Here is a 23,710-nt window from a genome sequence, read left to right as displayed (position 1 = left end):
TTGCTGCGGCTGGAGCGGCTGAATTTGCGATCAGCCGCGCCGCATCTGCGTTTAGGTTCAGTCGCGGCTGCCCATGAAGCGCAGCAGGAACAGAAACATGTTGATGAACGCCATGTAAAGGTGCAGCGCACCGTAGATGGTGGTCTTGGCCATCATCTCGCTGTTGCCGCGAACCTGCGAGTAGATGTTCTTCACTTCCTGTGTCTTGTAGGCGGTGAAACCTGCGAATAGCAGTACACCGACGCCGCTCATCACCATATCAGCCAGTGGCGACTGGAAGATAAAGACGTTGAGCAGCATGGCCGCGAACAGTCCCCAGATACCCATGACAAGGAAAGTGCCGAAGCCCGACAGGTCTTTCTTGGTGGTGTATCCGAACAGGCTAAGCCCAGCGAAAGCCGCTGCGGTCGCGAAGAATGTCTGCGCGATCGAAATCGGGGTGTAGACGACGAAGATCGACGCAATCGAAACGCCGACCAGTGTGGCGTAAACCCAATAGGCAATCTTCGCCGTGGTGACCGACATTTTGAAGATGCGGAACTGCAGCCACATTACGAGGATAAAGGGTGCAGCGACCATCGCCCAGTAGAAAAGGGTTGGTCCGCCGGTGGCCGGATCAAACATCGCAAAGACCAAGCCAGACTGCGCTGTCAGCATGGATACAATACCGGTCAGCAGAATTGCCGAAGCCATATAGTTGTACACGCCGAGCATGTATTTGCGCAGGCCCTGGTCAAATACCACGCCTGATTTCGGGACGGATGCCCCGGTATAGTTTTGCTGTGTTTGCTGAGTGTCATTCCATTCAGCCATAGTAGATCCCTACCTTTGAAAATGGGCGCGACCATACGCGCCGTTCCCGATAATATCGGGATTTTGCGCGCGAATTTCAAGCAAAACCGGACTGCAAAGCTTTCCACGCGTTAACACTATTGCGAACGCTTATTTGCCAGCGTTTTGAGCGAGTTCATCGCCTTTACTCGCAGTCGCTTTCAAGGTTTCGCACAGCAGGTTGCGCAAGGCGTCATCTCGGTCGAGCACGTTGAGGCCTTCGCGGGTCATGCCGCCGGGGCTTGCGACCCGGTCTGCCAGCTCTGCGGGAGAAACCTCTGCACCGCCTGCAAGCTGCGCTGCGCCCTCCACCATCGTAAGCGCCAAACGGTCTGCCGATGGGCGATCCATACCGAGGTCGGTTGCTGCGCCAGCAAGTGCGTCAATGAAGCGATAGACGAAGCCCGGCCCCGATCCTCCAAGCGCGGTCAGCAAGTTAAACTGCGCCTCGTCATCCAGCCACAGCGCGCTGCCAAGCTGATCAAAGAAGGCGAATGCCGCATCGCGCTCGGATTGGTCCAGTCCGCTTTCGGCGAGAATAACGGGTGACTTTCCGATCCGCACCGCGAGATTGGGCATGACCCGCACATGCGCTTTGGCATCGGGAAAAGCACTCCGCAAACCTTCGAGAGTGATCCCGGCGAGCAACGAAAACACAGTGACACCTGAGCCGGTGATGGCCTGCAGGCTCTCCTTCAAACCCTCAAGTTGTTGCGGCTTCACCCCGAGCAACACCGCATCATGATCGCTTCCCTGCGGAAGCTCGCGCAGCAATGTCACGCCATCGGGCACTTGGTCCAGTCCCGGATCGACCACCAGAAAGCGCACTGGATCAACGCCCTTTGCAAGCCATCCAGCCAGCATCGAGCCGGCCATATTGCCGCAACCGATCATCAGCAGTTTTCGAGGAGTGTTCATTCAAGCCGCCCTTCTTTTCGGGCGGTTTTTAGGCTTCCCCAGCGGCGTCGACAAGCGCGCTATCGAGCGCATCGCGCGGACTTTTGTCGCCCCACAACACAAACTGGAACGCGGGATAAAACCGGTCACAATCATCCAGCGCGGTTTCGACCATCGCCTGTGCCTGTTTGACGCTGAGCATTCCGTCATCACCCAGCATTGCGCCGTGGCGATAAAGCAGCATGTCACCGTTCGACCAGATGTCGAAGTGCCCAAGCCACATTTGCTCGTTGATGAGGCACAACAACTCGTGCGCCGCCTCCCGCTTTTCAGCCGAGACCCGGATGTCAGGCAAAGCGATGAATTGAAGGACATTGTCCTCAGCTCGCCAGATCGCGCGCAATTGGTATTTGGTCCAGCTTCCCTGAATCTCACCGGTCAGTTCGTCGCCCGAGACAACCTCGAACGGCCAGCCTCGCGCTTCGAATAAAGCGGCCAGCATGTCGACCGGCGCAGCATCATCTGCTGCCTGCTGTTCGTTCTCACGAGGTCTCATCGGGGGCATCTCTTTTGCATCGAGATGCGGAATGCATCGGCAAGGGGCTGCTTGGCAATGCGGTGCGCTTTTGCGGTTGGGGAGAACGCAATTGGCTTGTTCAAAGCCTGTGCACAGAAAGCTGTTCGTAACCGAAAAAACTATCGAAGCTGTTGAATTTCTTGCCCTTCAGGACTGGTGTAGGTGAAGCTATCGAGGCCCTTGTCCTTCAACGCATTGACCAGCGCGCGAGCATCTTTCGAGTCCGAAATCGGTCCAGCGAGTAACCGGTTGGACTCTCCCCATTCCACGACATGCGGGGTAAAATCTCTCAATTCGTCGGGAGCAGTCCGGCTGAACCGTCGCCAGTCAAACTTGAGCGCAGAGCGATCTTTGCCCGTTGCAACCTGCACCCAATTGCGGCTGGGATGCGCGGGTTTGGCTGGCTCCGCAGGAGCTGTGCTGTCCTCACGCGGAATTTCGATCGCCGCTAGATCGACCGCTCCATCACCGCCGCGCGATACACTTGGCAATTCCTCGCCAAAGCCAGCAAAGGCATCGGCAACGCTCGCTTTCGTTGCAGGTTCGGGCGTTTCATCAACCGTTCTAGTCGAAACCCGCACAAGATCGAAGCCCGGGCGCGGCGTGGCACTTTCGTCGGCGCGCGCGACGCGCACGGTTTCGGCGGTGTCTTGGGGCGGCAGGTCCGCCGGATTTTCAACCTCCGTTTGCGCTGGCTCGGTCGCTTGCGCCACACGTACTTGATCCAATGACGAACCGCTGGGCTGCCCCAATGGCTCACCTGCCGGCGCAAGACGGCTATCCGCATTGCGCGCGATCGCGCTACCTTGCGCAGCGTATTGCGCAATGCGGGGGTCGTCGCGTCCCACGTCAGCAGCGGCGGGAAAGATACCAAGATTGGCGACCGCCGCCTGCTGAGGCTTGGTAAGACGGGGCATAAAGGCAAGGTATGGCGTCATCCGCGCAGCCAGATCGCGTGGCATCACAGCATCGGCAATCGCCGCAGCCTCATCTTGCCGACCGAGGATAGCCAATCCAAACGCCTGTGTGCGAAACGCGGCAAAATCACGCTGTTCAAGCAATGGACGTAAGGTCGCCTCGAACGCATCGGAATTGCCAGCGATGGCCTGGCTCAGCGCGAGACGGCGGACAACCTCGTCATCCTGTCTCAAAATCAGCGCATTGCGATAGGCGTCTTGCGCCTCGGTGTTGTTGCCGACCAAATCATACGCGAGGCCCCGGTCCGGCAAGACATCGCGCGATGATGCGCCCGCCGCCTCTGCTTCGCTGAATAAACGCAGCGCTTCGATCGGACGATCAGACCGGAGAAACACCGCAGCCATGCCCATCTTCACCCGTGCGTCATTGGGAGAGATATCCTGCGCCCGCCCAAAAAAGCCGATGGCCGCATCATAATCGCCGAGCGCCATCGCAGCATTGCCGGCCTCGACCAGCACGCCCAAGTCGCGCGGCGCGCGGGCCAATTGACGCAATGCGCGGTTGAGTCGCTGGACTTGAGCCGATGGCAAAGGTTGGACGACTTCGCGCCCGGTGGCGCCTTGGGTCTGCGCGGTTGCTGGCATCGGGAATGCGACGAAACTGGAAGCCGCACCGATCAGCAAAAGCGACAGGCGAGTGGAAGGTCCAAAGGTCATGGTGAGATCATGTAACATCGCGGCGATCATTGGCTAGCCGCAATATTGTGAACCAGCGCCGAACCGCATGGATGCGACGACGGGCCGTTGACGCTTGCAACCGGCCCGCCATGCACTCTTCGCGTCGATTTATTGGTTATTCTGGCGACCGAGGAACCGCGGAATGCTCAGCGCTGGCGCGTCTTCGCCGCTTGCGTCCTCTTCCTCGTCTTCGTCGTCCTTTTTATCAGAGCTGGATGCGCGCGAAAGATTGGCCATACGCTCGAAGAGCGTGCTGCCGCCCGCTGCCGCTGCCGGAGCCGTGCTGGCTGGAGCGCCGGACGCATCATCAGCGGCCTCGCCCGTGCCTGAACCAAGGATACCGTCGCGGCGCGAAGGCGCGCTTTGCTCAACCGGATTGTCTTCTTCAGCCAGACGGTCCGCCTCGCCAAGGAGATCATCACCGCCATCATCGCCGGAGACTTCCGATGTTAGGTCAAACGTATCACTCTCGTTCGCATCGGCTGCCGGCTCACTGCTGCCAAAGCCAGCATCAGTCGCGCCGCCGAACGAGCTATCTTCGTACCGGTTCTTCGAGGCCGCCGCCGAAATCATCTTCCGCGCCGCGCAAACCAGCAAGCGGATCGACAATGCCATCGACGTCATCGTCATCATCATCGCCAAGCTCATCGCCTGCTTGCATACCGCTTAGGTCAAATGGCTCCGCCTCATAAGGCTCGTCTTCGGCCATCTCAGGCTCTTCTTCGGTCACCGGTTCCGAAAACGACCCGAGATCCATCGCTGGCAGTTCTTCAGCTTCGGCTACCTCATCTTCTTCACCTGGCAGAGGCAGTGCCGGCTTCTTCGGCGCGCGCGCGCTCGACAAAGCAACTGGCGCGCTGTCGCTGGCGGAGCCGACCGCGCCCTGCTCTATGCCGGTCGCAACCACCGACACGCGGATCTTGCCATCGAGATCGGGATTGAACGCGCTGCCCCAGATAATGTTGGCATCTTCGTCAACAAGCTCGCGAATGTGGTTGGCCGCCTCGTCAACTTCGAGCAGTTTCATGTCTTCGCCGCCGATGATCGAAATGATCACACCTTTGGCGCCTTGCATGCTGACGCCGTCGAGCAGCGGATTGGCGATTGCCTGCTCAGCTGCATCAAGCGCGCGGTTTTCACCCTCGCCCTCGCCTGTGCCCATCATCGCCTTGCCCATCTCGCTCATGACAGAGCGGACATCAGCAAAGTCGAGATTGATGAGGCCCGGCATCACCATCAGATCGGTGATCGAGCGGACACCTTGTTGCAGCACCTCGTCAGCAAGCTGGAACGCTTGTTTGAAAGTCGTCTCAGCCTGAGCCACAAGAAACAGGTTCTGGTTCGGGATGACAATCAACGTGTCGACATGCTCTTGCAGCTCGTCGATGCCGGCTTCTGCAGCGCGCATCCGACGCGTGCCTTCAAACAGGAACGGCTTGGTCACCACACCAACAGTGAGCACGCCCTTACGTCGCGCTGCTTCTGCGATAACAGGCGCTGCACCCGTGCCCGTACCGCCGCCCATGCCCGCGGCGATGAATACCATGTTGACGCCATCAAGCGCGGCTTCGATTTCTGCCACGGTTTCTTCAGCAGCCGCCTTGCCGACTTCGGGACGAGCGCCAGCGCCAAGGCCACCTGTGATGTCAGGACCAAGCTGAATTCGGGTCTGTGCCGGGCTGCTGCTGAGCGCCTGCGCATCCGTGTTCGCAACGATAAATTCGACACCCTCGATGTCGGATTCAATCATATTGGCGATGGCGTTTCCGCCCGCTCCGCCAATTCCGACAACGGTAATGCGAGGTCGCAGGTCATCCGTCGCTGCTGGTCCGATATTGATACTCATGATCGTGTCCTTCCGAGCGAGGGGCGACCCACCGGCTCCCCGCTGTGTGCAATATTTACCATGACTTGTGCCACATATGCGTATTCGCGTTTATAGCGCACAAACCCTTATCCACAGTGCCTATTTTCTGATCAAAGGCGGTTTATTCGCCTCATATCAGAAATACTCCTTCAATGCTCGAAACAAACGCGACAGAATATGCGATCCGATAAACCCACCATCATAGCGCGTTGTCTGCTGGAACTTCGCTCCGATTGCACGGATGTCGATCGGGTCGTCAGCCGCATAGAGACATAGACCGGAAAGCGTCGCAAACCCTGGTGTCGAATGCGCTTCGGGCAATCCTCTCAATGTTGGCGCGCGGCCAATCCGCACTGGCATTCCTAGCGCACCTTGAGCAAATTCGGCGAGGCCTGCGAGCTCGGCTCCTCCGCCGGTCAGCACAACCTGACCCGCACGAGAGCCGTAAAAGCCCATCGATTTGAGCGCTCGGCCAACTTCATCTGTGAGCCGCGAGAGATTCTGGGTCACGACCGAGACCAATTCGGCGCGGGGAATGCGATTCTTGTCATCGGCGCCGCGTGCCATTGGCCCTGCAGCGCCATCGCCGCCATCATTTGGTCCATTTACGGGGATCATCTCGCGGTGATCGCTGGGCGAGGCGATGGCCGAGCCAGAGACGCATTTAAGGCGCTCTGCCTGAAATCGGCGAATGCCAAAGGCACTGGCAATCGCATCGGTGATGTCGCCTGACCCAAACGGCAAAGCATGAAGCCCCAGCAGCATGCCACCCGCATGGACAGACACGTTGGTCACATCATTGCCGATTTCGACCAAGGCAACGCCCAGTTCGCGCTCTTCCTGGCTGAGCACAGCGTAGCTGGCAGCGAGCGGCGCTGCAACGACGCCTTCGACCTCGAGATGCGCGTTTTGCACCGCTTCAGTAAGATTGCGCACCGGCGCGCCGTCAGCCAACATCACATGGACGTCTACACCCAACCGCTCGGCATGGAGACCGCGCGGATTGGCAACGCCGTTCGCGCCGTCGAGCGTGTAATGGGCAGGCTGAGCGTGCAGCACCATGCGGCCATCGGGCTGGATCGCGTCGCGCGCAGCCACTAGCAGATGCTCGACATCTTCTTCCTCGATCCGGCGACCGCCAATTTCGATCTCGACCTTTGAGACACTGCTGGCGAGCCCTGCTCCGGCGCAAGCAACCCATACGCTCTGCACATTGGCCCCGGCGTTTTTCTCTGCGCGCTCGACCGCGTCGCGAATGGCATAGGTCGCAGCCTTCATGTCCGTGACATAGCCGCGCTTGATCCCTTGGCTGGCCCGGTGGCCCGATCCGAGAACGACCAGATCGCCATCCTCGGTTTCGCCCATAATCATGGCCGAGATACGGAACGAGCCGATGTTTACTGCGCCGAAGATCTTGGCGAGGCGCGCTTTTCCGAGCGGGCTCTGGTTCTTGGCCGGTGGCATTAGCGGAAGCCTCCGCCGCCAGATCCGTCCGGCAAGACCTGCTCAGAACGGCCCGGAATGCGCATGTAAAGACGCGGCGGAGCGCGCATGTCGAAAGTTGCAACCTTGCCGCCGATCAAGCGGTTCTGTCCGTCCATCCGAGCGAACTTTACAAGCGCAGTCGCGGCTACGTCTTCGCCCTCTGGCAATGCCAGCACTTGCTCCGTTTTGAAGGTCAGGTTCCAGCGGCGATTGCCGACCCATTCTGCGGCCTCAATCTGCGGCTTCAAGGCTGGCGCTGCGGCAAGCAGCCGATCAAGATCGCTGACGTGTCGGCTTGCGCCCGGACCAGAGATGAGCAGCATATCCTTGGCGTTCTCGATCGCTACTGGTTCCAGCTCGACGCCCGAGGCATCAATCAGCATTAAGCGGTCCGGCTTGGCGAGCACCGCATGCGGCTTCCGCTCGACAATGTCGATCGCCAATGTTTCAGGCAGTTGCGCTGAAACCCGCGCATCCTCAACCCACGGCATTTCGAGCAATTCTTCGCGCAAAGCCTCGAGCTCGACTTGCGGCATAGGCCGGTCACGCTGGGCGAGAGCGCGGCTGTAGACGTGTTGCTCATCCATGCGTTTTGTTCCGGTCACGCGAACATGGCGCACCTCGAATCCGGCATCTGAGGCGAGCGCCGCGACCTGCGCCTGCGCCATAGCAGGCACGCCTGCAAGGCTCGCGATGAACCACGCAAGCGCCACCGCACCTCCGATGATGAAGGCGAGGAATATCCGCTGCAATTGATCGTCGGTGAAAGGCAGCAGGCTTATCGCGCTGCTTACAACGCCTGTCGTCTTCGCCTTGGCCCGCCGCGCTGTCTTTGCCCGGCTTGATGCCTTGGCCGCCCGCCGCACGCCTTTTCCGCCGCGTTTAATCTGCGCCATCAGCGCCTCCTCGCGTTGGTGCGGGCGCATGCACGCGCAGCGCCTCTCGCACGATCATTTCGCACAAATCGGGATAGGCGATCCCAAAATGCTTGCCCTGCTCCGGTACGAGGCTGAGCGGCGTCATACCTGGCTGCGTGTTGGTCTCGAGCACGAACAGCCCCGCGTCGCCCACTTCGTCGTCCCAGCGGAAATCGGTGCGACTGACACCTGCACAGCCAAGCTTTGCGTGGGCGGTGAGTGCATAATGCTCGCACAGGGCAGCGATCTCGGCAGGTATGTTAGCCGGGCAGATATGCTCGGTTTTGCCTTCGGTGTATTTGTTCTCGTAATCGTAGAAACCTGACTTCACGATCAGCTCAGTTACGCCAAGGGCACGCGGTCCGTCGGGCCCGTCGATCACCGCTGTCGTCAACTCGCGGCCTTTGATGAAGGGTTCAGCGAGCAGCGCGTCAAAGTCCTGCCACGGCCCCGCCGCATCGCGCGCAATCGGATTGCCGTAGTTGCTGTCATCCGTGACAATCGCGACGCCGACTGAGGACCCTTCATTGACCGGTTTCAAGACATAGGGACGCGGCAGCGGATCACGCTCGAATACCTCGTCGCATTGCACGATGCGTCCGCCCGGAAACGGCACGCCATGCGGTTGAAGCACCATCTTGGTGAGCTGCTTGTCGATAGCGATGACAGAGGTAGCAACGCCCGAATGCGTGTATGGCACGCCCATCAGATCGAGCATTCCCTGCACCGTACCGTCTTCGCCGGGCACGCCGTGGAGCGCGTTGAACACAACGTCGGGCTTTGCCTCGGCAATGCGCCTAGCGACATCGCGGCCCATATCAATGCGGGTGACCCGGTAGCCTTTGCTTTCGAGCGCATCGGCAACGCCATTTCCGCTCGACAGCGAAACTTCGCGCTCATTGGCCCAGCCGCCCATCAGGACCGCGATATGGAGAAATTGGTTGGTACTCATGTGGCAAGCCGTGGTTCATAGAGAGCGGGTTGATCTGCGATGACCCATTCTTCGCAACCCTCCTCCCATGGGAAAATTCCGCTTGCATCGGGCCAGACCAGCATCGCCACATTAGTGAGCTCGCTGTCCATCTGGGTGCGATGATACCATATTGCCGAATTGAGATACTCCTCTTCTATCTGGCTTGGATGAACCTTCCTAACAATGCCATCGTAGTCGCCGAAGAAACCCTCTATCCGAACCCCGTCCTGTAGCACTTGCCCCGCGACGCACATCGCGAGCAGCTGATTGATCGCCGGGCCACAAAAATCGCCGGGCAGGCCAAAAATGATGATCTCCGGCATGTCAGATTTACCGGTTTTTTCGAGCGTCTGGGTGAATCCGACAGAATAGACGAAATTGGGCTGGACGCCTTCTGGATCGAAGACCCCGTTGAGATGGCATCCATGTTTCTCAACGTTCGATACGATCTCGCGTTCTTCTCGAGAGAGTTCGTCTTTTTTGAACCAGTTCCTCATGGACGCCCGACCCGCTTGATTTCCCACTGCAGTTCGACGCCGGAGTTCGCGTAGACTTTCTCGCGCACCAGCTCGCCCAGCCCTTCAATATCCGCGCTGGTCGCATCGCCGGTATTGATCAAGAAATTGCAGTGCTTTTCGGAGACCTGAGCGCCGCCAAGTTTGAAGCCGCGTAGGCCCGCATCGTCGATCAGCTTCCAGCTCGAATGCCCCGGCGGGTTCTTGAACGTTGAACCACCAGTCATGCTGCCAATGGGTTGAGAGCCTTTGCGCTCGGATGAAATGCGGTCCATCTCTGCCTTGATGACCTCTGGGTCGCCGGGGAATCCCTCAAACCGCGCCGCGACAACCACCGCGCCATCCGGCAATGCCGAGTGGCGATAGCTGTATTGGAGATCGGCGTTGGAGAGCGTGGCAAACTCGCCATTGGGCAGGATGACGTCGCATTCGGTCAGCACATCGCAAGTCTCGCGGCCATAACACCCGCCGTTCATCCGCACGACGCCGCCGACAGAGCCGGGAATGCCGATAAAGAATGAGAGCCCGTCGATCCCGGCCTTGCCCGCACGGCGCGCCATAATGCTAACGGGGGTCGCCGCCCCAGCTTGCAGCGTGGTCTCTCCGGTGATTTCCACTTCGGAAAAAGCTTTGCCGAGCTTGATAACAACACCCGGCACACCGCCATCGCGAATAATCATATTCGATCCGACACCCAGCGTCATCACGGGAACCTGACCATCGAGCCGCTCGAGAAAATCGCGCAAATCGTCAATATCGGCAGGCTCGAACAGCCAATCGGCATTGCCGCCGCTTTTGAACCAGACATGCTTGGCGAGCGGCGCGTCCTGCGTCAGCCTGCCACGAACACCATCGACCGGGATAGGCGCGCCCGCAGCCCCTCAACCGAGCTGGTTGGGGCTGATCCGTCGTCCATATCGTTCCAGTCGCCTGGCTGCACCATTTCGTTCATGCGCTCCGTTGTGAGTCAATCTCGGCTGCGAGGCCAGCGGCCCAGCGGGTGATATCCCCCGCGCCGAGGCATACGATAATGTCTCCATCGCGAATTTCTGCTGCGAGGACCCCGGCAAGCTCGCTTTGATCCTCGACAGTTTGCGCTGCTCTGTGCCCGCGCGATTTGAGGCCTGCGACCAAAGCGGCTGAATCCACGCCTTCGATCGGGTCTTCGCCGGCTTCGTAGACAGGCGTCACATAGACGAGGTCCGCTTCGTTGAAGCAGCTTTGGAACTCTTCCATCAAATCATTGAGCCGGGAATAGCGGTGCGGCTGCGCAACGGCGATAACGCGGCCCTGCTCTCCGCCGACGGCCTCGCGCGCTGCTTCCAGCACGGCACGGATTTCAACCGGGTGGTGGGCATAGTCGTCGATCACGCTGACTGATCCGCCATCCACGGCGACAGTGCCGACCTTGGTGAAACGGCGACGCACTCCGCCAAATTGGCCAAAACCTTCGCGGATCACATCATCGGCGCAGCCCATCTCAATCGCGACGGCAATCGCTGCGAGCGCGTTTTGGACATTGTGACGCCCCGGCATTGGAAGGTTCACGCCTTCGATCCGGCGGTCCTCTTCGCCCCGCTGGCGGATGACCACATCGAAGCGATTGCCGCCTTCGTGCGGCTGGATGTTTACGCCGCAAATATCGGCTTGCAGAGAGAAGCCGTATGTGACGACCTTGCGATCGCGCACTTGCCCGATGACCGCCTGAACCTCTGGGTGATCGACACAAAGGATCGCCGCGCCGTAAAACGGCACGTTGTGGATGAACTCGACAAAGGCGCGTTTGACGCCGTCGAAATCGCCATAGTGATCCAAATGCTCGGGATCGATATTGGTGACGACCGCAATCGTGCCGTCGAGCCGCAGGAAGCTCCCGTCGCTTTCATCTGCCTCGATTACCATCCAGTCGCTGTCACCGAGGCGCGCGTTGGAGCCATATTGCTCGATGATGCCGCCATTGATGACCGTCGGATCGACTTCACCTTTATCAAGCAGGGCTGCGATCATGCTGGTCGTCGTTGTCTTTCCGTGCGTTCCCGCGACGGCAACTGTCGATTTCAGGCGCATCAGCTCGGCGAGCATTTCCGCACGGCGAACCACTGGCGTGCGGTTTTCAAGCGCAGCGGCGACTTCCGGATTGGTCCGGCGCACGGCAGTTGAGGTCACGACGACCGCGACGCCGTCCACGTTCTCGCGCTCGTGCCCGATATGCACGTTGATCCCGCGCGCGCGCAGGCGCTCAACGCTCGGACCTTCGGCCAGATCACTGCCCTGCACCGAATAGCCGAGATTGTGCATCACTTCGGCGATGCCGGACATCCCGATCCCGCCAATTCCGACGAAATGGATCGTCCCGATATCGGTGCCGACACCCTTCATTCGGCCATATCCTTGGTCGCGCCTTCGTACCGCAGTGTTGGTCGCAGTCTGGCGTTTCTCGCCTTCGCCCACGCGGATGACGTCCATCATATCAACGCCGCCAAAACTTTCGACCAGATCCGCGAGATCCTTTGCTGCATCAGGGCGTACCGCAATTCCACGCGCCATGCGCTGCATTGGCAAGGGTCTGCGGCTTTTGCGCCATGGCCTGGATTTGCTTCGCCAATTCCTTAGGCGCGAAATTGTGCTGCCGGATCATGCGCGCGCCGCCCGCTTTTACCACTTCTTGAGTGTTCGCTGCCTGATGGTCATCAGTTGCGATGGGCAAGGGCACGAGAATGCCTGGACGCCCCACCGCCGTCAGCTCGGCAATAGTCGATGCGCCCGCGCGCCCAATGAACAGGTGGCAGTCCGCCAGCCGCTCTTGCATGTCTTCGAAATAGGTGCCGAGTTCTGCTGGGATGTCGTGATTGGCGTAGCGCTCGCGTACAGCCTCGACGTCTTCCTTGCGGCATTGCTGAGTGACTTGCAGACGCTGGCGCAGGGCAGGCGGCAGCATGGCAAGACCATCGGGCACGACATCGGAGAGCACGCTCGCGCCCTGACTGCCTCCAGTCACGAGAACGCGCAGCAGGCCTTCTTCGGTGAATTCGGGAAAGTCCTGTTTGCGCAGCTCAAGCACTTCGGGGCGGACTGGATTGCCGACCAGAAAAACCTTGGTCTCGTGCTTTTCTTTCAGGCGCTCGACATCGGGATAGCTCGTCGCAATTGCATCGACGCGCCCGGCGAGCAGGCGGTTGACGCGGCCCAGCACAGCGTTCTGCTCATGAACGACGCTTGGGATTTTGGCTTTGGTTGAGGCAAGCAAAGCGGGAAAGGCTGGGTACCCGCCGAAGCCGATCACCGCGCTAGGCTCAAACGCATCGAAAAGGCGCAGCGCCATGTTGCGCCCCTCCATGATAGAGCGAAGACCGCTGAACCAGCGAATGGGGTTCTTGCCCAAGCGACCTGCGGGCAGGACATGCGCGGTCAAAAAGTCAGGCTTACCCGGAATGTTCGCCCCGCGCTCATCGGTGATGAGCGCCACATGATGTCCGCGCGCTTCAAGCTCGGTCGCCAGCGCGAAGGCTGGGATCAGATGCCCGCCCGTACCACCTGCGGCAAGGACGAAGTGGCGGCTTGCGCCTTTGGGCGTGTCGCTGCTCATCGCGGCTCCTCCTTATTCGACAGGAAGTCTTTCAACCCGGGAGATTCGCGTTGCAAGAAGGGATTGCGCCGCGTGATCGCCAGCAGCAATCCGAATGTGAAGCACACCGCGAGTGTCGAAGAACCGCCATAGCTGACCAGCGGCAAGGTCATCCCCTTGGAAGGGAACAGTTGGAGATTGACCAGAATGTTGATGAACGCCTGACCGCCGATTTGCGTGACCAGGCCCGCGCCTGCGAGCAGCACGAACAGGTTCTCTTCATCCACCAGCCGCAACAGCACCCGCGCTACAATCGCGAGGTAAAGCAGCACAATCACCGCACACATCAGCAAACCATACTCCTCTCCGATGACGGAGAAGATGTAGTCGGTGTGCGCTTCGGGCAAGTTCATCTTGCGAATGCCCAGCCACAGACCGCTGCCGGTCCAGCCGCCCGCAAGAAGGGTGCGCTGCGCCAGATCAACCTGGTCAAAGGCTGTGCCTCCACCCAAGAACGCGTCGATGCGGTGGCGCGCATTATCATAGAGGAAATAGGTCGCAGTCAGGCCAATCACGCCTGCGCCGACCAGCGCGCTGATCCGCTGCACCGACACACCAGACAGTAACACCAGCACGAACCACACGCCTGCAAACAGGATGGTCGCGCCAAGGTTGGGTTGGAGCATCAGCAAGCCGCCGATTAGAACCATGGCGCCGGTCACATACGTCAGAACCGGCAGGTTCGGATCGCGCAACCGCCAGCTCAGTATCCAAGCCATCGCGATCGCAAATCCGGGTTTGAGAAACTCAGAAGGTTGCAATGACATGCCAAATTCAAGCCAGCGACGCGCGCCGTTTTTCTCCGCGCCGATGAAGGGCACGAGAAACAGCAGGAACAACATCGCTGCAAAAAGCAAAATGCCCATCCGCCGCGCATTGTCGCGGCTCGCAAAGCTGGTAACGACCATCACGCCGACGCCCAAAATCTGCCAGACGATGTGCGATTTGAAGAATAGAAATTCGTCGAGCTGCGTTTCAACGGTCGAGAGCTGATCAGCGCTTGCAGGAGAAGCAGCTGCGACGGCAGCCGTGCCAATCATCATCAAAATCAGCACCAGCCCCAGCAGCCATTTATCAACTTCGCGCCACCAGATGCGCACGTCGCTTATCCATCCGCGCGCTCTTGGCACGGGCGCGTGAAAGGTGGCTGCGGCCTGCGTTGGCGCAAAATGTCCAGTTGTGCTCATGCCGCCTCCCCCAAGGCATGGACCAGATCGCGGAATTGTTGCCCGCGATCTTCGAAATCCTTGAACTGATCGAAACTCGCACAGGCTGGCGAGAACAGAACAACGTCGCCGCTTTTTGCTTCGCCGTGTGCTTTGGCGAAAGCTTTGCTGAGCGTTTCGCAATAGGTCGCGGGCGCGGATGGCTGGATTGCGTTGGCGAACATCTCGCCGTCTTGGCCGATAGTGTAGGCAGCCGCGATATGATCCATCAGTCCCGCAAGCTTGCCGAGGCCTTGCTCTTTGGCCATGCCTCCGACGATCCAGCGCACGCGCGGGTCGGGATCGGGAGCGTAGGCCGCAATGGCAGGCGCGGTGGAATCCGCATTGGTCGCCTTACTGTCGTTGATGTAGGTAACGCCATTGCGCTCAGCGACCCGCTCCATGCGATGTGCGAGGCCGGGGAAGGTTTCCAGTCCTTTGCGGATCAGCTTCATATCCAAATCTAGAACAACGGAAACCGCCAAAGCGGCTTCTACATTCTGCAAATTATGTGGCCCTTTCAGTGAGGGCCAGCGCCTTTGCTCAGATGGAATGATGGCTCTTGGTGCATCTTGAATTTGGAAAAATATGTCGTCGGAAACCTCGAGATACTTTCCGCTTGCATTCGAGCCTGCCTTCTGTCCGCCCCACCAATCTTCCGTTCTTGCCACAGCACAGCTTTCACCAGATTGCATCTCGAACAGCCTAGCCTTGCTCGCAGCATATTTCTCAAAATCACCATCATAGCGATCCAGATGATCGGGCGTGATGTTGAGCAGCACAGCAACATCGCAATCCAAGCTGAACGTCAGATCGATCTGATAACTCGACAGTTCCAGCACATAGACCCCGCCCTCTGGCAGTGGCTCCTGTGCGAGAATAGGCAGACCAATGTTCCCGCCCATCGTTGTCGGCACGCCAGCGGTCTTGAGGATATGGTGCACCAGCGCGGTGGTGGTCGATTTGCCGTTGGTCCCGGTAATCCCGACCACTTTGTGCGGCGGCAACTCGGCGCGCGCCAAGGCGAACAATTCAACATCGCCAATCACCGGCACGCCGAATGTGTCGGCATGGTGCTTGATCGGATGCGCGTTGAGCGGAACGCCGGGCGACACCACCACGCCCGCAAATCCGGTGAGGTCCAGCTCCAGCGGGTCGGCCAGCTCGCAGCGCCCAGCATAAGCCGCGCGCGCTTCCTCGCGATTGTCCCACGCCGTCACCTCGGCCCCGCTCGCTAGCAGAGCCTCCACCGTAGCCGCGCCGGATCGCGCCAGGCCGAGCACGGCATAGCGCTTTCCAGCAAAGGCAGTCGATGTGATCACGGCTCCAGCAAGTCCCCTAACGCAGTTTGAGTGTCGCCAGCCCCGCCATCGCCAGCACGATCGAGATGATCCAGAACCGGATCACGACCTTGCTTTCGCTCCAGCCGAGTTGTTCGAAATGGTGGTGGATCGGCGCCATGCGGAACACCCGCTTGCCGGTGCGTTTGAACCAGAACACCTGAACGATGACTGAGACGGCTTCGAGCACGAACAGGCCGCCGACAATCGCCAGTACAACCTCGTGGTGAGAGGCAACCGCAATAGCGCCCAAGGCCCCGCCCAATGCAAGACTTCCGGTATCGCCCATAAAGACAGCCGCAGGTGGTGCGTTGAACCACAGGAAGGCTAGCCCCGCGCCGATAATCGCGGCGGCGAAGATAGCCAGCTCACCTGCGCCCTCGACATGCGGAATGCCAAGATATTCGCTGTAATCGACCCGCCCAACCAGATAGGCGATGATCGCGAAGGTACCTGCAGCGATGATCACCGGCATGATCGCCAGCCCATCGAGCCCGTCTGTAAGGTTTACGGCGTTGCCCGCGCCAACGATCACGAACGCTGCGAAGAAGTAGTATGCCGGGCCAAGCGGGATCTGCACATCCGAAAAGAACGGCACGTAGAGGTCTGTGCTGATCTGACTTACAATGATGTAGGATGCGACGCCAGCGACGGCGAACTCCAGCGCCAGACGCACCCTGCCCGGCACGCCAGCATGGCTGTTCTTCGAGACTTTGTCGTAATCGTCGAGAAAACCGATGATGCCGAAACCCGCTGTGACCGCCAGACACGCCCATACGAGCGGATTGCGCGGGTCCATCCACAGCAGCAACGAGAGCGCCAGCGCGATCAGGATCATCAGTCCGCCCATGGTTGGCGTGCCGCGTTTGGCGAGGTGGCTTTGCGGCCCATCCTCGCGGATCGGTTGCCCTTTGCCTTGGCGAACGCGCAGCACATTGATGAAGCGCGGACCAATCAGCATCCCGATAAACAGCGCAGTGATCAGCGTCGCACCAGCGCGAAATGTTTGATAGCGCACGAGGTTGAATATCCCTTCAAACCCCATCCATTCGGCTAGCAAATACAGCATTTAGTCGTCCTGTGACCCTTTGGACGGGTCCTTTTGCGTAAAGTGGGAAACGACCGCCCCCAACCCTACGAAATTGGAGCCTTTGACGAGGATCGCATCCCCGCCATTGATCCCGTATTCGTTTAGCTTGGCGATCGCCTCGGCTGGGCTATCGCAATGCGTGAAGCCGCCTGACATGCCAAGCTCGGGGCTGCCACTTTTGCTCAATTGCCCACGCAATTCTGTCGCAAGATGCGCCATGCCGTTACCAACGAGAATGGCGTGGTCGACTTTCGCCTCGGCCAGCGGTTCGGCCAGCTGTCGGTGGAAGCGAGCGGCGAAGTCTCCAAGCTCGCCCATTTCGCCCAAAATCGCAACGCGGCGCATGGCCGGCGTCTGGCCCAATTGGCGCAAAGTTGCGCGCATGGACGCAGGATTGGCGTTGTAACTCTCATCGATCAGCAGCGCGCGGCCGCCATCATTCGCGTCAATCTGGAAGCGCGCGCCGCGACCCTTCAATCCGCCCATTTCGGCAAGTGCCAGTCCCGCCGCAGCCAAATCTCCACCCGCCGCGCGGACCGCCGCCATGACGCCAAGTGAATTGGTTATCCAATGCTCGCCGGGCTCGGCAATCGTGTAGCAAAGCCGCGCGTCGCCCAGGTCTGCTGTGACCAGCGAACCGCCGATTGCCTGCGGGATCGCGTCGAGCAGGCGCACATCTGCGCGCTCGCTCCGGCCAAAAGTGACAATCTTGGCACCAGCCTTGCGCGCGTGCTCGATCAAGCGATCGGTATGATCTGTGTCCGCTGGGATGATCGCGGTTCCGCCTTTGACAAGACCGGAGAAGATCGCAGCTTTCTCATCCGCAATCGCTTCCATGCTGCCAAGGTTTTCGATGTGAGCGGGTGCGAGCGTGGTGATCAACGCGACATTGGGCCTAACATGCGCAGCGAGCGGGGCGATTTCGCCCGCATGGTTCATGCCCATTTCGAACACACCAAAGCGGCTGCGCGCGGGCAAACGCGCAAGACTCAAGGGAACGCCGACATGATTGTTGTAGCTGCGAACACTGCGATGCGCCGCGCCGCGGCTCGCGCGGTCGAGAGCGTTGAAGATTGCCTCTTTCACGCCAGTTTTGCCGACCGAACCGGTGATGGCGATCCGCAGCGCTGGACTGCGATCGCGCGCGGCCTGCGCCAAGTCATGTAGTGCCTTGCTGGTGTCTTTGACCAGAACGTGCGGGTAGTCGACCGGCCTATCTGTGATTGCGGCGACTGCACCCGCGTCGAACGCTTTTGGCAGGAAGCGATGACCGTCCATCGCCTCACCTTTCAGCGCGACAAACAAGTCGCCAGGACGCACATCGCGCGAATCCATCTCCACGCCGGACGCCTGAAACGCGTGGCTTGCTATGCCGCCGGTTGCCTGCTCGATCTCGGCTGACGACCATAGGGCCAGCGGCAGGCGATCGCGCTCGACGACCGGCCAGGCGCGAAGAGCGGCATGCGCTGCTTTTTTGGCGTTTGCAGAGGCGCTCACGAAGTCGCTCCAGACGCTTGTTCAGCTACGCATTCGCGCGCCACCGTTACATCGTCGAACGGCAAAATCCGCATATTATCTCCCGACCCGATAATCTGACCTTGCTCGTGGCCTTTACCGGCCACCAGCACAATATCATGCGCGCCTGCAAGCGCGATTGCTTCGCGAATTGCATCGCGGCGATCTCCGATTTCCCGCGCGCTCGCAGCGGCCCCGCGCATAATGTCCGCACGGATCGAAGCGGGGCTTTCCCCTCGCGGATTGTCATCGGTGATGATGACGATATCCGACTGATCCGACGCGGCTGCGCCCATCGCTTCGCGCTTGCCCGGATCGCGATCCCCGCCTGCTCCGAACACGGTGATTAAACGCCCGCCCTGCCCGCGTGCGACATGCGGACGCAAAGCCGCAATCGCGGCGGCGAGCGCATCTGGCGTGTGCGCGTAATCGACATAGACAGGCGCGCCTGCGGGAGAGATAACCGCGCGTTCAATGCGTCCGCGCACAGGCTGAAGCCGCGAAACCGCATCAAGCACCTGCGCCGGATCACTGCCCGTTGCAATCGCTAGACTCGCTGAAACCAAAGCGTTGGCGGCCTGATACTCGCCGATAAGCGGCAGCTTGATTGTGCGGTGCACCCCGTCATGCTCCACCTCGAGCACTTGGCCAAGCTGTGTGGTCTTGCGATCGACAAGGCGAAGGAACGCTGGATGCTCGCTCCCCACCTTGCCGACTAGGAGCACGCGCAGATTGGAGGACACCGCGTGCTCGATGGCGCGGCGGGTCCACTCGCTATTGTCCCCGCCGTCCCATATGATGGCTGCTGCGCCCTGGCTCAGGACTTCGCTGAAAAGGCGCATTTTTGCCGCAAAATAGTCCTCCATGTCAGCATGGTAGTCGAGGTGATCGCGGCTGAAATTGGTGAAAGCTGCAGCGCTGACCGGCAATCCCTCGTTCCGAAATTGCGACAGGCCGTGGCTTGATGCTTCATATGCGACATGAGTCACGCCCTCACGCGCCAATCCGCTCATATTGGAGAGAAACGTGACGATGTCGGGCGTGGTGAGACCGGTTGAAACGCTCTCATCCGGAGTTGTTACACCCAAAGTCCCGATACTGGCCGCGCGCTCGCCGCACATACGCCAGATCTGACGCGTCATCTCGACCGTGGACGTCTTGCCGTTCGTTCCGGTGACTGCGACGATTGTGTTCGGGACAGGGGTGAAGAAACCGGCTGCCAATTGCGCAAAAGTGCGGCGCGGCTCGTCGCTGGCGATGTGCACAGCCCCTGCGACGCTCACACCGGGGCGCGTCACTACCGCGACGGCGCCTGCTGCAATCGCCTGAGGAATCACATCCTCCGCGTTGAACTCCAGACCGCGAAAAGCGCCGAAGACGGTGCCCGGCGCAACCTTACGGTGATCAATAGCGAAGCCGGTGACTTCGGCATCCTCGCCGCTCTTCAATGCGACGCCCGCTCGCGTCGCCAGTGCTTCAAGTTTCATTTGCGGCCCTCCACCAAGAACCTCAGGTCGCTGATATCGACATCGCGCGTCGTATCAGGACGGACACCCAGCATCGGACCGATCCTAGGGACCAACCTGCCCACCACAGGCGCGGCGTTGAACGCTGCCGTCCGCTGGAATGAACTCGCGACCGTGCCGCGCGGCTCGTCAATTACCGCCACTACCACATAACGCGGGCGATCGAGCGGAAATGCCGCTGCGAAGGAAGAAATCAGCTTTGTCTTGCTGTAGCCGCCACGCGTCGCCTTTTCCGCCGAGCCGGTTTTTCCGCCCACGCGGTATCCCTCCGCATCGGCGCTTCGGCCTGTGCCGTACATCGAGATCATCCGCAGCAATTGGCGCATGCGCGAAGAGGTCGAGGTTTTGAACACGCGGCGGCTGCGCGGGGCTTCGCCCGCTTCCAGCTTATGCAAGGTTGCCGGACGCCAGATACCGCCATTGACCATCGCGGCATAAGCGCTCGCAAGATGCAGCGGCGTAACCGAGATACCGTGGCCATAGCCGACGGTCATATTCGTAAGGCGCGACCATTTGCCCTGGGGCCAGATCGGATGGCCTTTGGCAGGCAACTCAATATAGGGCCGCTCATTCATGCCCAGATCAATCATTGTCTGGCGCAGCCGCTCAGGACCGAGCTGATCAGCAACCCGCATTGTGACCGTATTGGACGAATAGGCCAGCGCCTGCGGAATATTGAGGTACGCGCCCTTGTCTGTGAAGTCGGCGCGCTCGATTGAGCCGATCTTCACCGGTACCGCGCGTTCCAGTTCTTCGACAAGTCCCTGATAACGCCAGCATCAATCGCGGCGGCAACCGTCAGTGGCTTGAACGTCGAACCCAGTTCATAGACCTGGTTGGTCGCACGGTTCATCATGTTCGCCTGCCCTTCGGCATCGATCTTGTTCGGATCGAATTCGGGGAGCGATGCAAGCGCCATCACCTCACCAGTGTCTACATCGAGAACGATGCCAGCCGCGCCCAAAGCGTTGGTCGCAAGCATGGTTTTGCGCAATTCGTCTTCGAGCGCGCCTTGGACCCGCATATCAATCGACAAGGCCACTGAGTCAGAACGCGTGGCCGGATCGCGCAATTGTTTGTCCAGCACCGCTTCCATTCCAACGCGACCGCGATCATCAGCGGCGACATAGCCAAGCACATGTGCGCCCAGCGAACCTTGCGGATAGTGACGATCGGTCTCACGCGGGATCTCGAGTGCAATTTCACCCAAGGCCATGACTTTGTTGGCATCTTCGGGCAGTACACGGCGGCGTAGATATCCGGCGCGCCCCGACGCCAGACGCTTCGCGGTATCGGTCACATCCATATTGGGAAAAATCGCCGCGAGGCCTTGAGCAACCTCTTCAGGCGAGCGAACCAAAGGCGCCCCGCCATCACCCATCGCCTTTGGTGCATACCAGAGGGCATAGGCGGGAAATGCACGCGCCAGCGGCATCCCATTGCGGTCGGTGATCTCACCGCGCGGCGGCAGCAGCTGCTCAGCAAGGCTCGAACGCGACGGAGCGTGCCCTGCAAAACCGAGATAGGCGATGCGCAAGATCGCGGCAGCGGCAATCAGCGCGAAAACCAGCACGATCCAGAGCACACGCCAACGCGCCGTCAACAGCGAGCGATAGCGCAGGTTGACGAGTTTGATGCGGCCTGCGGGGATGGCCGGGCGGGCCGCATATGCGGTCATTCAGCCGCCTCTACTGTTTGGTTTGGCAAGCCGCCGACAGTCGAGGATGTGCGCGCTTGCGCGGCGCGGATTGGCGAGGCTTCGATCAGGAATTCGCTGAAAGCTTCGGCAAACATTGTTGTCGGAGCGTCATCGCTATCAATCGATGCAAGCGTGATCGGCGCGCCACTAATAGGAGAAACCATCTCGCGGTCACGGATAGATTGAGGAACACCGCCATCTTGCGTTTCGGCTCGAGCAACGCGAATAGGCGCAGGCGCACCGGGCGCTTGCGGCGAACCAAGGCTTGCCAGCTGCCGTTCGCCTTCAAGGTATTGATCAGCGCGCGGGGCGACATAGCCGAATTCAACCACGTTCCAATTGGCAAGTTGGCGCTGGCTGGCGCGCGCCTGAAATTCGGTTTCGAGCACAAGAGTCTCGCGCTCAAGCGCAACGATCTGCCGCTCTGCGAGCAGCACTTCGCTCTTCACCGCATGCACGCGGAAGCTGAGCACCAGGAACAGGCCGATGCACAGGGCAAGCACGGCCATCCAGCCGATTTGACGCAAACGGGAACCAGAAACGATCATGCTGCCAGCCTCCTCGCTTCAGCTTCGGTGCGGATTGCGCTGCGTAACGTAGAAGAGCGCGCGCGTGGGTTACGGTCGATCTCGGCCTCGCTTGGCCGGATCGCTTTGGATGGCTTTTCAAAAACAGGCTCCGGGCCAGGAATTTCACCCGGCAAATGGCGCGAGACAGTGCGACCACCGCCCGACGCTTCTTTCAGGAAGCGCTTGACCATCCGGTCTTCGAGGCTGTGGAAGCTGACCACTGCGAGCTTCCCACCGGCGCGCAACAATTGCTCAGCGGCTGAAAGCCCCTCGCGCAGCTCGCCAAGCTCGTCATTCACGTGAATGCGAACGGCCTGGAAGGTGCGCGTCGCGGGGTCCTTCTTGTCGTGCGGCTTATAGCCCAGCGCCTTGCGAACAATGCGCGCAAGCTCACCGGTCGTCTCGAGTGGACGGGCAGCGACGATCGCGCGGGCAACGCGTCGAGACTGTCGTTCTTCGCCATATTCATAAAGTACGTCGGCAATCGTGTCGGCATCGGCAGAGTTGAGGAAATCGGCCGCGCTTTCGCCGTCCTGGCTCATCCGCATATCGAGCGGACCGTCAGCCGAAAAGGCAAAGCCGCGCTCAGCCTGATCCAGCTGCATCGAGGACACGCCGATATCCATTGCAACGCCATCGACCTGCGCAACGCCCACTTCCGCCATGGCGCCAACCATTTCGGAAAAGCGCCGCGGATGAAGCACCAGACGCGGAGGGAAAGAACGCGCCTCGCTCCATCCGCGGCCTTGAGTGATCGCGTCAGGATCGCGATCAAAGGCGTGGACAGTTGCGCCGCGATCCAGCAGCGCACGAGTATATCCGCCGGCACCAAAGGTGGCGTCGACAATCACATCACCGGGCTGGGGATCGAGCGCGGCGATAACTTCATCAAGCATGACAGGGATATGAGGCGCGGCGTGGGACATTATCTTTTGCGCCCTTTCGCCGCGGCCTCAGCGACCAGATTTTTACAAGCAGCCTGCGCGCTTTCCCATTGCTCGCCCATCTCGGCGAGCTGATCCGGATTCCAGATCGTGAAGAAGCGGCCACCGCCGTGAAAGTAGAGTCCGTCTTCAACTTGGGCCAAACTGCGCAGATGTTCGGGCATGACGAAACGACCGCTGTCATCGAATGGCACTTCGACAAAGCCGAAGAGCTGCATCGCGCGCAGGTCGCGGTCGAATTCCTTATCAAGCCGGATGGCGCGATCTTCCTCGCGCTCCAGCTGATCTTCGAGTTCGCTTTTGCGAGAAAGCCCAAAGCCGGTCAGGCAGTTCCAACGCTCATGCTTGGCGAGGCACAATATCCGCCCCGCTGAGCTTTCTTTGACGGCTTTTCGAAAGAGTGGAGGCAGCACAAAGCGGCCCTTATCGCCGGCTGGCGAATAAGCTTGACCACTGAATCCTGCGAACGACACGCGCTCC

20 protein-coding genes and 2 pseudogenes are annotated in these 23,710 nt (G+C 60.0%); all 22 read right to left on the bottom strand.

The genetic code is table 11. The features are described 5' to 3' along the window. Window positions 1-57: 57 nt before the first annotated feature. Window positions 58-813, bottom strand: coding sequence for a Bax inhibitor-1/YccA family protein (locus tag ACZ1GU_RS04245; RefSeq protein ID WP_472646842.1), 756 nt, complete (start codon window positions 811-813; stop codon window positions 58-60). Between the two features lie 129 nt (window positions 814-942). Continuing rightward, window positions 943-1,749, bottom strand: a complete 807-nt coding sequence (locus ACZ1GU_RS04240; RefSeq protein ID WP_472646841.1) for a pyrroline-5-carboxylate reductase family protein — start codon at window positions 1,747-1,749, stop codon at window positions 943-945. Between the two features lie 28 nt (window positions 1,750-1,777). Next, window positions 1,778-2,284 (bottom strand): type III secretion system chaperone family protein, encoded by a 507-nt coding sequence (locus ACZ1GU_RS04235; protein WP_472646840.1) that lies wholly within the window; start codon window positions 2,282-2,284, stop codon window positions 1,778-1,780. A gap of 140 nt (window positions 2,285-2,424) precedes the next feature. Next, window positions 2,425-3,969 carry a tetratricopeptide repeat protein gene (locus ACZ1GU_RS04230; protein WP_472646839.1) on the bottom strand — a complete coding sequence of 515 codons (1,545 nt, stop codon included), beginning with the start codon at window positions 3,967-3,969 and terminating at the stop codon, window positions 2,425-2,427. A 99-nt stretch (window positions 3,970-4,068) separates the two neighbouring features. Then, window positions 4,069-4,533: a hypothetical protein gene (locus tag ACZ1GU_RS04225; protein WP_472646838.1), complete on the bottom strand. Its 465-nt coding sequence runs from the start codon at window positions 4,531-4,533 to the stop codon at window positions 4,069-4,071. After that, complete coding sequence (gene ftsZ, locus ACZ1GU_RS04220; protein WP_472646837.1) at window positions 4,493-5,806, bottom strand: cell division protein FtsZ; 1,314 nt, start codon at window positions 5,804-5,806, stop codon at window positions 4,493-4,495. The genes ACZ1GU_RS04225 and ftsZ overlap by 41 nt, the downstream gene beginning before the upstream one ends. Before the next feature lie 156 nt (window positions 5,807-5,962). Beyond that, the gene (gene ftsA / locus ACZ1GU_RS04215; protein ID WP_472646836.1) at window positions 5,963-7,291 is read right to left on the bottom strand and encodes a cell division protein FtsA; all 1,329 of its coding nucleotides are present in this window, start codon (window positions 7,289-7,291) and stop codon (window positions 5,963-5,965) included. Beyond that, entirely contained in the window at window positions 7,291-8,208 is a 918-nt protein-coding gene (locus tag ACZ1GU_RS04210; protein ID WP_472646835.1) for a cell division protein FtsQ/DivIB, read from the bottom strand. The genes ftsA and ACZ1GU_RS04210 overlap by 1 nt, the downstream gene beginning before the upstream one ends. Beyond that, window positions 8,195-9,181: a D-alanine--D-alanine ligase gene (locus tag ACZ1GU_RS04205; protein ID WP_472646834.1), complete on the bottom strand. Its 987-nt coding sequence runs from the start codon at window positions 9,179-9,181 to the stop codon at window positions 8,195-8,197. Before ACZ1GU_RS04205 ends, ACZ1GU_RS04210 begins: the two co-directional genes overlap by 14 nt. After that, window positions 9,178-9,699: a DUF4262 domain-containing protein gene (locus ACZ1GU_RS04200; protein WP_472646833.1), complete on the bottom strand. Its 522-nt coding sequence runs from the start codon at window positions 9,697-9,699 to the stop codon at window positions 9,178-9,180. Before ACZ1GU_RS04200 ends, ACZ1GU_RS04205 begins: the two co-directional genes overlap by 4 nt. Then, on the bottom strand, window positions 9,696-10,580 hold the full coding sequence (murB, locus tag ACZ1GU_RS04195; RefSeq protein WP_472648710.1) for a UDP-N-acetylmuramate dehydrogenase: 885 nt from the start codon (window positions 10,578-10,580) through the stop codon (window positions 9,696-9,698). The genes ACZ1GU_RS04200 and murB overlap by 4 nt, the downstream gene beginning before the upstream one ends. Window positions 10,581-10,665: 85 nt before the next feature. Next, on the bottom strand, window positions 10,666-12,096 hold the full coding sequence (murC, locus tag ACZ1GU_RS04190) for a UDP-N-acetylmuramate--L-alanine ligase (protein WP_472646832.1): 1,431 nt from the start codon (window positions 12,094-12,096) through the stop codon (window positions 10,666-10,668). After that, window positions 12,093-13,303 (bottom strand): annotated as a pseudogene (gene murG / locus ACZ1GU_RS04185) (undecaprenyldiphospho-muramoylpentapeptide beta-N-acetylglucosaminyltransferase). The gene murC and the pseudogene murG overlap by 4 nt, the downstream one beginning before the upstream one ends. Then, window positions 13,300-14,529, bottom strand: a complete 1,230-nt coding sequence (locus ACZ1GU_RS04180) for an FtsW/RodA/SpoVE family cell cycle protein (protein ID WP_472646831.1) — start codon at window positions 14,527-14,529, stop codon at window positions 13,300-13,302. Before ACZ1GU_RS04180 ends, murG begins: the two are co-directional and overlap by 4 nt. Next, a complete protein-coding gene (gene murD / locus ACZ1GU_RS04175; protein ID WP_472646830.1) occupies window positions 14,526-15,869 on the bottom strand; it encodes a UDP-N-acetylmuramoyl-L-alanine--D-glutamate ligase in 1,344 nt (447 codons plus the stop codon). The genes ACZ1GU_RS04180 and murD overlap by 4 nt, the downstream gene beginning before the upstream one ends. Window positions 15,870-15,885: 16 nt before the next feature. Next, window positions 15,886-16,956 carry a phospho-N-acetylmuramoyl-pentapeptide-transferase gene (gene mraY / locus ACZ1GU_RS04170; RefSeq protein WP_472646829.1) on the bottom strand — a complete coding sequence of 357 codons (1,071 nt, stop codon included), beginning with the start codon at window positions 16,954-16,956 and terminating at the stop codon, window positions 15,886-15,888. After that, window positions 16,957-18,474 (bottom strand): UDP-N-acetylmuramoyl-tripeptide--D-alanyl-D-alanine ligase, encoded by a 1,518-nt coding sequence (locus tag ACZ1GU_RS04165; protein WP_472646828.1) that lies wholly within the window; start codon window positions 18,472-18,474, stop codon window positions 16,957-16,959. It lies immediately after the preceding gene. Beyond that, window positions 18,471-19,979 (bottom strand): UDP-N-acetylmuramoyl-L-alanyl-D-glutamate--2,6-diaminopimelate ligase, encoded by a 1,509-nt coding sequence (locus tag ACZ1GU_RS04160; protein ID WP_472646827.1) that lies wholly within the window; start codon window positions 19,977-19,979, stop codon window positions 18,471-18,473. The genes ACZ1GU_RS04165 and ACZ1GU_RS04160 overlap by 4 nt, the downstream gene beginning before the upstream one ends. Further along, a pseudogene (locus ACZ1GU_RS04155) lies at window positions 19,976-21,696 on the bottom strand (peptidoglycan D,D-transpeptidase FtsI family protein). Before ACZ1GU_RS04155 ends, ACZ1GU_RS04160 begins: the two are co-directional and overlap by 4 nt. Beyond that, complete coding sequence (locus ACZ1GU_RS04150) at window positions 21,693-22,265, bottom strand: hypothetical protein (protein WP_472646826.1); 573 nt, start codon at window positions 22,263-22,265, stop codon at window positions 21,693-21,695. The pseudogene ACZ1GU_RS04155 and the gene ACZ1GU_RS04150 overlap by 4 nt, the downstream one beginning before the upstream one ends. Continuing rightward, window positions 22,262-23,212 carry a 16S rRNA (cytosine(1402)-N(4))-methyltransferase RsmH gene (rsmH, locus tag ACZ1GU_RS04145; protein ID WP_472646825.1) on the bottom strand — a complete coding sequence of 317 codons (951 nt, stop codon included), beginning with the start codon at window positions 23,210-23,212 and terminating at the stop codon, window positions 22,262-22,264. Before rsmH ends, ACZ1GU_RS04150 begins: the two co-directional genes overlap by 4 nt. Then, entirely contained in the window at window positions 23,212-23,703 is a 492-nt protein-coding gene (locus tag ACZ1GU_RS04140; protein ID WP_472646824.1) for a division/cell wall cluster transcriptional repressor MraZ, read from the bottom strand. Before ACZ1GU_RS04140 ends, rsmH begins: the two co-directional genes overlap by 1 nt. Between the last annotated feature and the right edge of the window lie 7 nt (window positions 23,704-23,710).

This window comes from Erythrobacter sp. HA7-11 (assembly GCF_055693605.1).
The sequence above is the reverse complement of the archived record's forward strand: the minus strand, read 5'-3'. Positions and strand labels throughout refer to the sequence as shown.